Genomic DNA, 14,223 nt, shown 5'->3' with positions numbered 1-14,223 from the left:
TTTGCAAGTTTGCAATCTTTGGAAAGACTCATATTAAACTAAATTTTTAAGCTAATAATCGAGAAAATAAGAAGATTTGTATATTTATTAAGGTGAAATGTAGTGATCCATTCATCATGATGAAGATCTTATTGGTATTTTCAAATGCAGAAAAGCCCCTGAATCATCAGAGGCTTCCCTGCTTGAGCAAAGACAAGGATTACTTATTTCCATTGCCAACCCACTGAGGCGCCAGCTCCAAAGTCACCTTCACTATTAAATGTTACTGCTGCTTTATAGACATATTTATTATTTTCAGTCACACCACTCATACCAAAGGCATAACCTTGTTCACCTTCCCACATACCAGCACCAGCACTAAACATACTCATACCAGCCTCAGTGGGTTGAGGTAAGGAAGCAATCGCAATACTAGATGCAACCGCTGCATAGGTTTTGTCTTCTAAATTTCGCATGTCTCGATTTAACGCATCTACACGGCTGTCCGTATATGCTTTTGCATCATTTAAGGTTTGTTTTCCTACTTGATCAACATAAGTTTTTGCTTCATTCAAAACAGTAGTATCTGCAGCTGCCATGGCTTCTGGAGTAATACCATTAGTACCATCTGCTCCTTTTGCTCCTGTAGCCCCTTTGAGGCTTGCTAACCATTCTTTAATGGTACCTTTATACCCATTATTCACAGCTGTACTATACGCACTCACGCCTGTAGCGCCTGTGGCACCTTTTAAACTTTCTAGCCATTCAATAATAGTACCTTCATAGCCTTGTGACACTGCTTGTTGATAAGCACTCAGACCTTGAGCACCTAGTGCGCCTGTAGCTCCCGTTGCCCCTGTGGCTCCCGTAGCACCAGTTGCACCTGTGGCTCCCGTAGCACCAGTTGCGCCTGTGGCTCCCGTAGCACCAGTTGCGCCTGTAGCTCCCGTAGCACCAACTAGCGATGCTAACCATTCTTCTTCTGAACCATCAAAACCATTACCCACCGCAACTTGGTAGGCACTATCTCCATCTTGACCATCTTGACCATCTTGACCATCTGCGCCTGTAGCACCAGTAGCTCCGGTAGCACCAACTAAACTATCTAACCATTCTTCTTCACTACCTGAAAAACCATTATCAACAGCAACTTCATACGCACTTAAACCGTCCGCTCCATCAGCCCCCGCAGGTCCTGTAGGACCAGTAGGTCCAGGTATTCCATCGGTAGGACAATCACCTGTGTCTTGATTAGCATTACACGAAGCTGCAAAAACATTTGTATTCGCTGTCAATAAAATTGCACTTAAAAGAAGCACTTGCATAGCAAACTTTTGTTTACTTGAATAATGATTTGGCTCAAGTTGATTTAGATTCATTGCGGTGGCAATTGCATTGCTCACTGGGCTTTGCTCATTTTTCAACTCATTCACAAAGCCTTGCGTAATTTGGCTGTCCGAAGAGTTCAAGACATTTTTATCTATTTTTTTCATGTCTTACTTCCTTATCTTTCTCCTATTCACACCATTACACCCTTAAAATAATGTGATGTACATCACTATTTCTTGGTATATTGTGATAAAAGAAACTTTAACTAATAAGGCTTTTTCTTATCAGAACATGATTAAATTATTCTTTATTTATTAGGTATTAACGATAAAAAATTTAAATAAAAAAAACCCGCATAAAATGCGGGTTTTCTCGAACTATTTAAGCTTAAGCTTCAACAGTTACATAGCGACGGCCAAATTGACCTTTCACTTCAAATTTTACTACGCCGTCAGCAGTAGCAAATAAAGTATGGTCACGGCCCATACCAACATTTGCACCAGCGTGGAATTCTGTACCACGTTGACGAACGATGATGTTACCTGCAGTTACAGTTTGACCACCGTAAACTTTAACACCTAACATCTTAGGATTTGAGTCACGACCGTTCTTAGTCGAGCCACCGGCTTTTTTAGATGCCATGTCTATTTACTCCTCGTGATTAGCCTGAGATACCAGTAATTTTCAACTCGGTAAACCATTGACGGTGACCGGTTTGTTTACGGTAGTGTTTACGACGACGCAACTTAACGATGCGGATTTTGTCGTGACGACCATGGCCAACCACTTCTGCAGTTACTTTAGCGCCAGCTACAACTGGAGCACCGATTTGAATGCTTTCGCCGTTTACAACCATTAATACGTCATCAAACGTAATAGTCGCGCCAGTTTCAGCTTTCAATAATTCAACTTTAAGGGTTTCACCCTCAACTACACGGTGCTGTTTACCACCGCTTTGGATTACTGCGTACATAATGTACTCCAAACATGCCCGTGTCGTCGTGCCGATAAAGGGATATATCGATCTTAAAACGATCGCCACTGGGGTTATACAAGGGGACAGATTTTAAGTGATAATCGCACAAACAACAAGCCATCTTCAAAAAAAATCCTGAACTTGCTACTCAGTTGGAGTTAAAGGAGCAACATGCTAAATTAAAATAGAATGAAACACATACGACTGTGTAATAAACAATAGATTTTTAAAATCAATTCGCTACTATAGTCAGCAGATACATTTTTGATGTCGCTAATCGCGTCTTTAGCTGAATGAAGGCAAACCAATCGATGCTATTTTCTAACCTAGCAATGCTCTGTGTTCGGTTTTAATTTCAAAGATATCGATTGGTTGTCGTATCAATTTCCAGCGCAATAGATCAATACATCACCCAACCAGTAGAGGTTTCTATTCCTATGGCCATCGACTTTAAGCAAGATATTCTCGCCCCTGTAGCTCAAGACTTTGCTGAGATGGACACATTTATTAATGAAGGAATCACCTCTAAAGTAGCTCTGGTGATGGCAGTCAGCAAACATGTCGTAGAAGCAGGCGGTAAACGTATGCGCCCGATTATGTGTTTACTTGCGGCAAAGGCCTGTGGTGCAGAAGATTTGGCGCAGCAACGCAAATTGGCCGCGATCATTGAAATGTTACATACCGCAACACTGGTGCATGATGATGTCGTGGATGAGTCAGGTTTACGTCGCGGTCGCCCTACTGCAAATGCCACATGGAACAATCAAACCGCTGTGCTCGTTGGAGACTTCCTGATTTCACGCTCTTTTGATTTATTGGTCGATCTGAATAATATGACCTTATTAAAAGACTTTTCTACAGGAACTTGTGAAATTGCTGAAGGTGAAGTTCTTCAACTGCAAGCCCAACATCAGCCAGATACCACAGAACAAACCTATTTAGATATTATTCATGGCAAGACCTCACGCTTGTTTGAGTTAGCCACTGAAGGTGCTGCCATTTTGACAGGTACTCCACAATATCGTGAACCATTAAGAATATTTGCAGGCCATTTTGGTAATGCTTTCCAAATTATTGATGACATTTTAGATTACACTTCTGATGCAGAAACACTCGGTAAAAACATTGGTGATGACTTAATGGAAGGTAAACCGACGCTGCCATTAATTGCTGCACTACAACATACCACTGGTGAACAACACCAAATTATCCGTAAAAGTATTGCCACAGGCGGCACAGCACAACTTGAACAAGTCATCAATATTGTGCAGCAATCGGGTGCCTTGGACTATTGCCGCAAACGTGCCACTGAAGAAACTGAAGCGGCTCTATCTGCATTAACAGCCTTACCAGATAGCCCTTATCGTCAAGCCTTGTCTAACTTAGCACAATTGGCTTTACACCGAATTCAATAAAGAAGACTCGCCTATTTGCTTATGCATATCCAATTTAATCATGTGTTACGAAACATGCAGGAACAGCTTGAGAGCACTCAAGCTGTTGAAGATCGTTTACTGATTGAACTGGTCAATCTCATTCGACCAAGTGATAGCAAGAATGTCGATGAAATTGAGCTAAAATTTAGACAATTCATTCAGAGCCTGCTCATAACCCCTCAAGCAGCAAATACGTTGCAGTGCTATTTACTCCGCCTCATCAATCAATATAAACAGACCAGTTTATTTGCAGATACAGGCATTCTGTCGCTCGATGGTTTCTGGAATCAGCTGGCCCAACGTCTTGGTGCCCATGTTTTACCGCTCATAAATGACGACACGCAATTACAAGATCTGGTTCGTCGTGTCTTTCACCAACCGAATGACCAATACTGGTTGGACCAAATTTCGGAACAGCACTGGCGTCAATTGTTTCAGTTATTGAATCAGGGCCATAGCAATCAAAAAGAAAAGACCAAGATCAAAGATCAACTGATTAAAGCCATTACCGTCATTTCTTATCGTATTAGTGGCATTGGTCTCTATCCTGAATTTATTAATGCCCAGCCCGAACTGACAGAATACGAGTCTCCCTTTTTAGTCCAAAATCGCGAAATTATTGAGTTTATTCAGCAATATAAAACCCTGCATCAAAATCAGGATGAATTTGCGTTGATTGCCGTACCCGATGCAGCTCAAGCGATGGTCATGATTGATCAATGCCGAGAAGTTGTGCTGAAAATACGGCGCGCGACCAAACGCATTGGCGTGAGCATTAGCCTCACCTATTTGCTGTCCTTACTCGAACAATGCTTAGACCGTGTCGAACTGCTACTGCAATTGATTGTTGAAGATGATGACTTCCGCTACCAAGCCATGAGCAGTTTACTGATTGATATTACCCAAGCTATTTATAATGAGCGAAGTGTACGTGCACTTTTAGCCAACAATAGCGAACTCATTGCCTTACAAGTGACTGAAAATGCCAGCAAAACTGGTGAACACTATGTAAGTACAGACAAAAAAAGCTTTTGGTCCATGTACCGTTCGGCGGCAGGTGCAGGCGTCATTATTGCCATCATGGCGACTTTAAAAACACTGGCATCGCGTGTTGTGATGGCTCCCATCATGCAAGCCTTTGTGTTTAGTATGAATTATGCATTCGGCTTTATGTTCATTCATATTATTCACTGTACGGTTGCCACGAAGCAACCCGCCATGACAGCTGCGGCATTAGCAGCAACCGTACAACAGCGTAAAGGTTCCAAAACTGCTCAAATTGCAGAATTGGCAGCACTGATTATTAATATTATTCGCACGCAATTTATTGCGATTTTAGGCAATATTTCCATCGCTATTCCTGTGGCCGCATTGATTGCATGGCTGTGGCAAATCGGTTTACATGAACCGTTAATGAATCATGCCAAAGCAGCAAAAGCCTTACACGATCTCAATCCATTTACCTCTTTAGCCATTCCCCATGCCGCAATTGCAGGCGTCTGCCTATTTTTTTCAGGTCTGATCGCAGGTTATTTTGACAACATGGCGGTATATCGCAAGGTGGGACCGCGAATTAAAGCCCATGTCTATTTAAAATTAATGCTGGGGCAAGAACGGTTGAACACATTCGCTGAATACATTGAGCGAAATTTAGGGGCACTGGCAGGTAATTTTATCTTTGGCATCATGTTGGGGAGCATGGGAACCATTGGTTTTATTTTAGGTCTTCCCCTCGATATTCGTCATATTGCCTTCGCATCTGCCAACTTTATTCAAGGCTTAATGAATATTAACGATAGCCCTGATATTGGCCTCATCATCGTGTCCTTTTTAGGTGTGCTCTTAATTGGTTTAACCAACTTATTTGTGAGTTTTACCCTAACGATTATTGTGGCTTTAAGAGCACGTCGCGTAAGGTTTGAGCAATGGAAACCCTTGGCTAAACTGGTTCTCACTCACTTTTTGACCCGTCCAAGTGACTTTTTCTGGCCACCTAAAACGCCCTTAGTGGTTGAAGAAACTACAAATAATCACAAAACTTTAAGTAAATGATTTGTTATATTTTCACCTCACTATAGATAAATTTAACCGAGTTCACACAGACTTGAAAAAAAGTGTACTGACTAGTACACTTTGACCCAGAGATTAACTGGGGAGGTCCGGTTAAAACGAACAAGAGGTTAATGCATGCCATACTTGTTGTTAATTATTGGTTGTTTTTTATTATTTTTCAGTGTTTTGATCTTAAAAACTCCCACTTTGCTGACACTCGACTTAACAATTGTCGAATGGGCAAGTCTTCATCGCACTGAAGAACTCAATCAAATCACAACCCTTCTTTCAGCAGTCGGCGGTATGCCTTTCGTGCTTTTTTTTACCGCTTTATGGTGTTTAGCACTATGGCAGTATAAAAAACACTCACATATCTTTCTAATCTGTTTAGGATTATTTGGAAGTGGAGCAATTGCTTGGCTACTTAAATACTGGATTGCAAGACCGCGCCCACCTGAAATGCTGCATTTGGTTCAGAGTTATGGCGCCTCTTTTCCCAGTGCGCATAGTGTCTATGCAGCAGCATTAAGTTGCTTAGTTCTTTATCTCTATCAGCCCCACTCTAAGTCCATCTATATCTGTAGTTTTGCAGTGTTATGGCTGATGGTGATGGGATGTTCGCGAGTGTACTTGGGTGTACATTTCCCTTCCGATGTTCTTGCAGGTTGGAGCATAAGTTTTATTTGGATTAGCCTGCTTTATATAGTGTATACGCATTATACAAAGCGAAAAATAATTTAATTTTTAGATAATAATCTATCCGAGGTGGAACAATGATGTCTGCAAAGCTTTGGGCGCCTGCCCTCACCGCTTGCGCATTAGCAACAAGTATTGCACTTGTTGGTTGTAGCAAAGACCCTGAAGATGCTCAAAAAGCTGCAGCATCTCAAAAAATGCCCCCAACTGAAGTGGGCATTATTGTTGCTCAACCGCAAAACGTCGAACAATCTGTAGAATTATCTGGCAGAACCACAGCGTTTGAAGTATCAGAAGTTCGCCCACAAACCAGTGGTATTATTCTGAAGCGCTTATTTGCAGAAGGTAGCTATGTCCGTGAAGGTCAAGCATTGTATGAACTTGATTCTCGTGCCAACCGTGCGACTTATGACAATGCCAAAGCATCGCTCCTACAACAAGAAGCTAATCTAAGTTCATTAAGAACCAAGATGAACCGTTATCAACAACTGGTTTCGAGCAATGCTGTTTCAAAACAAGACTATGACGATTTAGTCGGTCAAGTGAAAGTGGCGGAAGCACAAGTCGCGGCAGCTCGCGCGCAGGTTAAAAATGCTGAAGTTGACCTCGGTTATTCAACTATTCGTTCACCTATTTCGGGTCAAACTAACCGTTCAACGGTAACTGCGGGTGCCTTGGTAACCGCAAACCAGACTGAACCCTTAGTTACGATTCAACGCTTAGATCCAATTTATGTGGATATCAACCAATCAAGCTCGGAATTATTGCGCTTACGCCAGCAACTCAGTAAGGGCAGCCTCGACAGCAGTAATAACACACGCGTGAAACTCAAACTAGAAGATGGCAGCGAATATCCTGTAGAAGGACGTTTGGCATTCTCTGATGCCAGTGTCAATCCTGATACCGGAACAGTGACGATTCGTGCGGTATTCCCGAACCCGAATCATCTGCTTCTTCCTGGCATGTTTGCCAATGCGAAAATTGTTCAGGGTGTGATTCCGAATGCAATTTTAGTCCCGCAAGCCGCGATTACACGTACTCCAACGGGTCAAGCCATGGCGATGATTGTGGATGCAAAAGGGACGATTGAATCGCGCCCAGTAACAACGGTGGGTGTTCAAGGTCAGGACTGGATTGTGACTGAAGGCATTAAAATGGGTGAAAAAATTGTAGTCGATGGTATGGCGAAAGTAAAAGCAGGACAAACTGTGACCACCAAGCCATATCAACCTCAAGCTGGAGCACCAACTGCTTCTGCACCTGCACCAACTGAAAAACCGCAAGCGAAGCAAGCTGAATCAAATACTGATCAAAAAGCTACTTCACACGCTTAAGGGGTAGACTTAATGGCTCAATTTTTTATTCATCGCCCCATTTTTGCGTGGGTGATTGCACTGGTCATCATGTTGGCGGGTATTCTCACGCTAACAAAAATGCCTGTTGCCCAATATCCAACCATTGCACCTCCTGTGGTGACAATTTCTGCTACGTATCCAGGAGCTTCGGCACAAACTGTTGAAAATACCGTGACCCAGATCATTGAACAACAAATGAATGGTCTAGATGGTTTACGTTATATTTCATCGAACAGTGCTGGTAATGGTCAAGCATCGATTAACTTGAACTTTGAACAAGGGGTTGATCCTGATATCGCTCAAGTTCAAGTACAGAACAAACTACAATCTGCAACCGCGCTTTTACCTGAAGATGTACAACGTCAAGGGGTAAAAGTGACCAAGTCTGGTGCGAGCTTCTTGCAAGTTCTTGCATTCCACTCACCAGATAACAGTCTGACTGCGGCAGACATTAAAGATTATGTAAACTCAAATATTTCTGAACCGCTTAGCCGTGTTGCGGGGGTGGGTGAAGTACAAGTATTTGGTGGTTCATATGCCATGCGTATTTGGCTGGATCCTGCCAAAATGACCAGTTTGCAAATCACGCCGAGCGACGTATCTGCTGCGATTAAAGCGCAAAATGCGCAAGTAGCGGTGGGTCAGTTGGGTGGTGCTCCAGCGGTTCAAGGTCAAGTATTGAACGCAACCGTCAATGCACAAAGCATGTTGCAAACTCCTGAACAGTTCCGAAATATTTTCCTGAAAAATACCACTTCAGGTGCTCAGGTTCGTTTGGGTGATGTTGCCCGTGTTGAATTAGGCTCAGATAACTATCAGTTTGATTCCAAATTTAATGGTAAACCTGCTGGTGGTATTGCAATCAAATTGGCCACTGGTGCGAATGCACTGGATACCGCAGCAGCTGTAGAAGAACGTTTAAGTGAACTGCGTAAAAACTATCCTGAAGGTTTAGAAGACACGCTGGCATATGACACAACCCCATTTATTAAGCTTTCAATTGAAAGTGTGGTACACACCTTAATTGAAGCGGTAATTCTGGTCTTTATCGTCATGTTCCTGTTCTTACAAAACTGGCGTGCGACCGTGATTCCTACGCTTGCAGTGCCCGTGGTTGTTTTAGGTACATTCGCAGTCATTAACATGTTCGGCTTCTCGATTAACACCTTAACCATGTTTGCCATGGTTCTCGCGATTGGTCTTCTGGTCGATGATGCGATTGTCGTGGTCGAAAACGTTGAACGTGTGATGCAGGAAGAACATTTGGACCCTGTGGTTGCAACTGAAAAATCAATGAAACAGATTTCAGGTGCACTGATTGGTATTACCAGTGTTTTAACCGCAGTATTCGTTCCGATGGCATTCTTTGGGGGGACAACCGGGGTTATTTACCGCCAGTTCTCCATCACCCTAGTCACCGCGATGATTTTGTCATTGATTGTGGCATTAACATTTACCCCTGCCCTGTGTGCAACCCTGTTAAAACAACACGATCCGAACAAGCCTGAAAGTAATAATATCTTTGCGCGCTTCTTCCGTTGGTTTAACAGCAGCTTTGAAAAACTCTCTGTGAAATACCAAGGTGGTGTCAATCGTATGACCCATCACAAAGTGTTCTCAGGTGTTGTGTATGTCTTGGTGATTGCTGGTTTAGTAGGTCTCTATAAAGTCCTTCCTTCTTCATTCTTACCTGAAGAAGACCAAGGTGTGGTCATGACCCTTGTACAACTTCCACCAAGTGCAAGTCTTGAGCGTACAGACAAAGTCGTCACCACGATGACTGACTACTTCTTGAATAAAGAAAAAGAGCATGTACAGTCGATCTTTACGGTTTCTGGCTTCTCCTTCACAGGGGTTGGTCAAAACGCCGGTCTAGCCTTTATTAAACTGAAAGACTGGAGCGAACGTACCACACCTGAAGCGCAGATTGGTGCCATCATTCAACGTGGTATGGCGTTGAACATGATTGTCAAAGATGCTTCTTACATCATGCCATTACAGTTACCTGCAATGCCTGAATTAGGGGTCTCTTCCGGTTTCGACATCCAATTAAAAGATGCAAGCGGTCAAGGTCATGAAAAATTAATTGCAGCCCGTAATGCCATTTTAGGTATGGCCGCTCAAGACAAACGCCTAGCGGGTGTACGTCCAAATGGTCAAGAAGATACACCTCAATACCAAATCACCATTGATCAAGCGCAAGCTGGTGCAATGGGTGTAAGTATTGCAGATATCAATAGCACAATGAGCATGGCTTGGGGTGGTTCATATATTAACGACTTCGTTGATCGTGGTCGTGTGAAAAAAGTTTATGTACAAGGCGAATCCAATACACGCATGATGCCTGAAGACTTGAACAAGTGGTATGTCCGCAATAATGCCGGCACGATGGTTCCGTTCTCAGCCTTTGCAACAGGCGAATGGACTTATGGTTCACCACGTCTAGAACGCTATAACGGCGTATCTTCAGTCAATATTCAAGGTACTCCAGCACCAGGCGTGAGCTCGGGTGATGCCATGTTAGCCATGGAAGAAATTATTGGTAAGTTGCCATCTATGGGCTTACAAGGTTTCGACTATGAATGGACAGGTTTATCTTTAGAAGAACGTGATTCTGGTAGCCAAACTGGACCGCTTCTGGTTCTTTCCATGTTGATCGTCTTCTTGTGTCTTGCAGCCTTGTATGAAAGCTGGTCTATTCCTGTTTCTGTATTGCTGGTTGTACCTTTAGGTATCGTCGGTGCGTTTACTTTAACTTGGTTAGGCATGATTATTAAAGGTGACCCTAACCTGTCGTTTAACATTTATTTCCAAGTCGCAATTGTTGCTGTGATTGGTCTTTCGGCGAAAAACGCGATTTTAATTGTCGAATTTGCCAAAGAATTGCAGGAAAAAGGTGAAGATCTGTTTGATGCAACCTTACATGCTGCAAAAATGCGTTTACGCCCAATTATTATGACGACCCTTGCCTTCGGTTTTGGTGTACTTCCGCTTGCCCTTTCTGCAGGTGCGGGTGCAGGTAGCCAGCACTCTGTCGGTTATGGTGTGCTTGGTGGCGTCATTAGTTCTACACTTTTGGGTATTTTCTTCATTCCAGTATTCTTTGTTTGGATTCGAAGTATCTTCAAATACAAACCTAAGAAACAAAATCATCAGGAGCAAACATCGTGATGCAAAACGTATGGTCTATTTCAGGTCGTAGCATTGCGGTATCGGCACTTGCGCTTGCTTTGACAGCATGTCAAAGCATGCGTGGTCCAGAACCCGTCGCTCAAGCGAATATTCCACAAGGTTACACAGCGAGTGCTTCTGGTACATCCGTTGCTGAACAAGGGTATAAAGACTTTTTTGCTGATCCGCGTCTGGTACAAGTGATTGAAATGGCTCTCGCCAATAACCGTGACTTACGCACTGCTGCCTTGAATATTCAACGTGCACAGCAAGCGTATCAAATCACTGAAAACAACCAGTTGCCGACCATTGGCGCAAGTGGCAGCATTTTACGTCAAGATACGCTCAGCACCACCAAGCCCATCACCTCTTACAATGTAGGTTTGGGGGTTACCGCCTATGAGCTGGACTTTTGGGGCCGTGTACGTAGCCTAAAAGACAATGCTTTAGACAGCTATCTAGCAACGCAAAGTGCGCGTGATGCCACGCAAATTTCCTTGATTGGTCAAGTGGCTCAGGCGTGGCTCAGCTACTCTTATGCCAATGCAGGTTTAAAACTTGCCGATCAAACTTTGAAAGCCCAGCTTGAATCTTACAATCTCAACAAAAAACGTTTTGATGTGGGGATTGATAGTGAATTGCCTGTACGTCAAGCGCAGATTTCAGTGGAAACTGCACGTAATGATGTAGCGAACTACAAGACTCAAGTGGCACAAGCACAGAACTTACTTAACCTGTTGGTGGGTCAAGCTGTACCAGAAAACTTGCTGTCTAAACAAGCCGTGACTCAGGTTAGCCGAAGCTCTGCCCTCGGTGCAGGTTTACCAAGTGATCTTCTGACCAATCGTCCCGATGTTCGCCAAGCGGAATATCAACTGTCTGCTGCGGGTGCCAACATTGGTGCAGCCAAAGCGAAGTTGTACCCAACCATTAGCTTAACGGGTTCTGCCGGTTATGCTTCGACAGATTTAAGCGACTTGTTTAAATCGGGTGGCTTCGTTTGGTCATTAGGTCCAAGTTTGGATATTCCAATCTTTGACTGGGGCACACGTAAAGCCAATGTCAAAATTTCTGAAATTGACCAGAAAATTGCCTTATCGAGTTATGAGCAAAGCATTCAAACCGCGTTCCGTGAAGTGAATGATGCGTTAGCAACCCGTGAAAACATTGGTGATCGTTTAGCCGCACAACGTCGTTTGGTTGAAGCCACCAACACCACGTATAAGTTGTCTAGTGCGCGCTTCCGTGCCGGCATCGACAGTTACTTAACCGTACTCGATGCCCAGCGTAGTGCCTATTCCGCACAGCAAAGCCTCTTGTTGTTACAGCAAGCGGACTTAAACAACCAAGTTGAACTGTATAAAACGCTCGGTGGCGGGGTCAAAGCCAATACTGGCGATAGCATTCAGCATCAACCTTCAACTGCAGAAATGAAATCTGCCAAGTAAAAGTTGAAGCGATCAAAGCTCACCTCGGTGGGCTTTTTTATTGCTTTTTATCTGACTTTTTCCTATCTTCAAGATTCTATTTCAATTTTCTCATTGGTTTTAACCTGCTTATGTTACTCAGTAATCTTGAAACTGTTCCAGGACATCATATTCGCCAACAACTGGATGTTGTCTATGGCAGTACCGTACGCAGTAAACATGTCGGACGTGACTTACTGGCAGGATTAAAAAATATTGTCGGTGGTGAACTCACCGCCTATACCGAATTATTGGAAGAATCACGCCAAGAAGCCATGAACCGGATGATTGAAAAAGCCCGCGCTTTGGGTGCCAATGCCGTGGTCGGCATTCGCTTTTCCACCTCGAATATTGCACAAGGAGCCTCAGAACTGTTCGTCTATGGCACCGCGGTGATTGTTGAACCCCAACAGCATATTCCCGATCCTTTTCCAGCATAAGGCACACTCATGGATGGTTTAATTTTCCAAGTCATCATCTTTGCCGTGTTGTTTGCTGTCGGTTGGGGCTTTGGACGTCACAATGAGCGTCAGCACCTCATGCAACTGGCGCAGCAGGAACAACGGCTCGCCTATATTCGCCTCGACAGTAGCCGTTTTAAGCAAAATACTGCGCAGGGACAACTGGTCAGCAGTAACGTGGTGATCTCACATGATTACTTCAAATACATCATTGCCAATCTGCAAAATCTACTTGGTGGTCGACTGACCAGCTATGAAACTGTGGTTGATCGCGCACGTCGCGAAGCGATTGTGCGGCTAAAACTCGAAGCAGAAAAACTCGGTGCGACGCAAATTCAAGGCTTACGCTTAAGCACCACAGAAATGGGTATGCAAGGCGGCATGGTTGAAGTATTTGCCTATGGCACTGCCATTCAAGCACCAGCCTCAACTTAAAATACAAAAAGCGAGAGGACCGCTATCCATCTCGCTTTTTAATCCCGCATGAACAACTTTATTTGACTTTGGCTTTACGAATCATACGGTACAGCGCACTTGGCGATAAACGCGACATAAATACCGCCAGTGTTTCTTTACGCCCACCGACCACAATATATTCTTCACCTTGCATTAAAGCTTTCACGGTGTCTTGGGCAAAGACATCCGCTTCTAAACCATTGGCCGTCACTTCGTTATCATAACCTTGTGCCTGTCCGGCCCCATTTAAGGCATTAATCGACACATTGGTTTTCACAAACCCGGGGAACACCACAGAAACATCAATGCCCTGATCCGCCATTTCAGCACGTAAGCTGTTGGCCCACATATGAATTGCCCCTTTTGCCGCAGAATAAGAAGCACGATATTGCACTCCCAATAAACCAGCAATACTGGAGACAAACACGACGCGACCAGACTGCTGCTTTAACAGGGTCGGTAACACGGTTTTGGTTAAAAACACCTGTGAAAAATAATCCACTTCCATAATGGTGCGTTCAGTCTGCATGGTGGTTTCAGCAATCAGGGCACGCTGACTTAAACCGGCATTGTTAATGAGCCAGTCGATCCGACCTTTGGCGGCCAAGACTTGTTCATAGGCATGTAAAACTTGGGCTTCATTGGTAATGTCCATACAAATAGACAAGTGCTGATCGGGGTTCAACAAACCAACACGGACAGTTTCCAACTCATCATAACGACGTGCAGTTAAAATAACTTGTGCGCCTTGCAAAGCACATTCCTGTGCCAATGCCTTCCCCAAACCTGAAGATGCTCCAGTAATCCATACCACTTTATTTTCTAAACTGTCTAGCTTTGCCATTG

At 43.7% G+C, this 14,223-nt stretch carries 12 protein-coding genes; 8 read left to right on the top strand and 4 right to left on the bottom strand.

The window, feature by feature from the left end; all coding sequences use genetic code 11:
- Nucleotides 1-203: 203 nt before the first annotated feature.
- From ACX17N_RS03555 to rplU, 3 genes are all read right to left on the bottom strand, one after another.
- Entirely contained in the window at nucleotides 204-1,472 is a 1,269-nt protein-coding gene (locus ACX17N_RS03555) for a YadA C-terminal domain-containing protein (RefSeq protein ID WP_458891202.1), read from the bottom strand.
- Nucleotides 1,473-1,695: 223 nt separating this feature from the next.
- A complete protein-coding gene (rpmA, locus tag ACX17N_RS03550; protein ID WP_054580114.1) occupies nucleotides 1,696-1,950 on the bottom strand; it encodes a 50S ribosomal protein L27 in 255 nt (84 codons plus the stop codon).
- Between the two features lie 19 nt (nucleotides 1,951-1,969).
- On the bottom strand, nucleotides 1,970-2,281 hold the full coding sequence (gene rplU / locus ACX17N_RS03545; RefSeq protein WP_100242544.1) for a 50S ribosomal protein L21: 312 nt from the start codon (nucleotides 2,279-2,281) through the stop codon (nucleotides 1,970-1,972).
- A 440-nt stretch (nucleotides 2,282-2,721) separates the two neighbouring features.
- Here rplU and sdsA point away from each other — a divergent pair, with 440 nt between their 5' ends.
- The 8 genes from sdsA to ACX17N_RS03505 all read left to right on the top strand — a co-directional run bounded on the left by sdsA (nucleotide 2,722) and on the right by ACX17N_RS03505 (nucleotide 13,356).
- Nucleotides 2,722-3,699, top strand: coding sequence for an All-trans-nonaprenyl-diphosphate synthase (gene sdsA, locus ACX17N_RS03540; protein WP_458891599.1), 978 nt, complete (start codon nucleotides 2,722-2,724; stop codon nucleotides 3,697-3,699).
- 21 nt (nucleotides 3,700-3,720) lie between these two features.
- Nucleotides 3,721-5,772: a site-specific recombinase gene (locus tag ACX17N_RS03535; protein WP_458891201.1), complete on the top strand. Its 2,052-nt coding sequence runs from the start codon at nucleotides 3,721-3,723 to the stop codon at nucleotides 5,770-5,772.
- A 135-nt stretch (nucleotides 5,773-5,907) separates the two neighbouring features.
- On the top strand, nucleotides 5,908-6,513 hold the full coding sequence (locus ACX17N_RS03530; RefSeq protein WP_458891200.1) for a phosphatase PAP2 family protein: 606 nt from the start codon (nucleotides 5,908-5,910) through the stop codon (nucleotides 6,511-6,513).
- 32 nt (nucleotides 6,514-6,545) lie between these two features.
- Nucleotides 6,546-7,802, top strand: a complete 1,257-nt coding sequence (locus ACX17N_RS03525) for an efflux RND transporter periplasmic adaptor subunit (RefSeq protein WP_458891199.1) — start codon at nucleotides 6,546-6,548, stop codon at nucleotides 7,800-7,802.
- Between the two features lie 12 nt (nucleotides 7,803-7,814).
- Entirely contained in the window at nucleotides 7,815-10,994 is a 3,180-nt protein-coding gene (gene adeJ / locus ACX17N_RS03520; RefSeq protein WP_458891198.1) for a multidrug efflux RND transporter permease subunit AdeJ, read from the top strand.
- Nucleotides 10,994-12,442, top strand: coding sequence for a multidrug efflux RND transporter AdeIJK outer membrane channel subunit AdeK (gene adeK, locus ACX17N_RS03515; RefSeq protein ID WP_458891598.1), 1,449 nt, complete (start codon nucleotides 10,994-10,996; stop codon nucleotides 12,440-12,442). The genes adeJ and adeK overlap by 1 nt, the downstream gene beginning before the upstream one ends.
- A 110-nt stretch (nucleotides 12,443-12,552) precedes the next feature.
- A complete protein-coding gene (locus ACX17N_RS03510; RefSeq protein ID WP_458891197.1) occupies nucleotides 12,553-12,900 on the top strand; it encodes a YbjQ family protein in 348 nt (115 codons plus the stop codon).
- 9 nt (nucleotides 12,901-12,909) lie between these two features.
- Nucleotides 12,910-13,356, top strand: a complete 447-nt coding sequence (locus tag ACX17N_RS03505) for a YbjQ family protein (protein ID WP_458891196.1) — start codon at nucleotides 12,910-12,912, stop codon at nucleotides 13,354-13,356.
- A 58-nt stretch (nucleotides 13,357-13,414) separates the two neighbouring features.
- Here ACX17N_RS03505 and ACX17N_RS03500 read toward each other — a convergent pair whose 3' ends face one another.
- The gene (locus tag ACX17N_RS03500; RefSeq protein ID WP_458891195.1) at nucleotides 13,415-14,221 is read right to left on the bottom strand and encodes an SDR family NAD(P)-dependent oxidoreductase; all 807 of its coding nucleotides are present in this window, start codon (nucleotides 14,219-14,221) and stop codon (nucleotides 13,415-13,417) included.
- Nucleotides 14,222-14,223 lie beyond the last annotated feature (2 nt).

The sequence above is a fragment of the Acinetobacter sp. GXMZU3951 genome (assembly GCF_054457875.1).
Note: the sequence above shows the minus strand (reverse complement) of the source record. Positions and strands in the feature narration are given on the sequence as shown.

What these genes read in the sequence shown, in the direction of transcription:
- ACX17N_RS03555 (WP_458891202.1), bottom strand. Translation starts at nt 1,472, where the DNA reads ATGAAAAAAATAGATAAAAATGTCTTGAACTCTTCGGACAGCCAAATT.
- rpmA (WP_054580114.1), bottom strand. Translation starts at nt 1,950, where the DNA reads ATGGCATCTAAAAAAGCCGGTGGCTCGACTAAGAACGGTCGTGACTCA.
- rplU (WP_100242544.1), bottom strand. Translation starts at nt 2,281, where the DNA reads ATGTACGCAGTAATCCAAAGCGGTGGTAAACAGCACCGTGTAGTTGAG.
- sdsA (WP_458891599.1), top strand. Translation starts at nt 2,722, where the DNA reads ATGGCCATCGACTTTAAGCAAGATATTCTCGCCCCTGTAGCTCAAGAC.
- ACX17N_RS03535 (WP_458891201.1), top strand. Translation starts at nt 3,721, where the DNA reads ATGCATATCCAATTTAATCATGTGTTACGAAACATGCAGGAACAGCTT.
- ACX17N_RS03530 (WP_458891200.1), top strand. Translation starts at nt 5,908, where the DNA reads ATGCCATACTTGTTGTTAATTATTGGTTGTTTTTTATTATTTTTCAGT.
- ACX17N_RS03525 (WP_458891199.1), top strand. Translation starts at nt 6,546, where the DNA reads ATGATGTCTGCAAAGCTTTGGGCGCCTGCCCTCACCGCTTGCGCATTA.
- adeJ (WP_458891198.1), top strand. Translation starts at nt 7,815, where the DNA reads ATGGCTCAATTTTTTATTCATCGCCCCATTTTTGCGTGGGTGATTGCA.
- adeK (WP_458891598.1), top strand. Translation starts at nt 10,994, where the DNA reads ATGCAAAACGTATGGTCTATTTCAGGTCGTAGCATTGCGGTATCGGCA.
- ACX17N_RS03510 (WP_458891197.1), top strand. Translation starts at nt 12,553, where the DNA reads ATGTTACTCAGTAATCTTGAAACTGTTCCAGGACATCATATTCGCCAA.
- ACX17N_RS03505 (WP_458891196.1), top strand. Translation starts at nt 12,910, where the DNA reads ATGGATGGTTTAATTTTCCAAGTCATCATCTTTGCCGTGTTGTTTGCT.
- ACX17N_RS03500 (WP_458891195.1), bottom strand. Translation starts at nt 14,221, where the DNA reads ATGGCAAAGCTAGACAGTTTAGAAAATAAAGTGGTATGGATTACTGGA.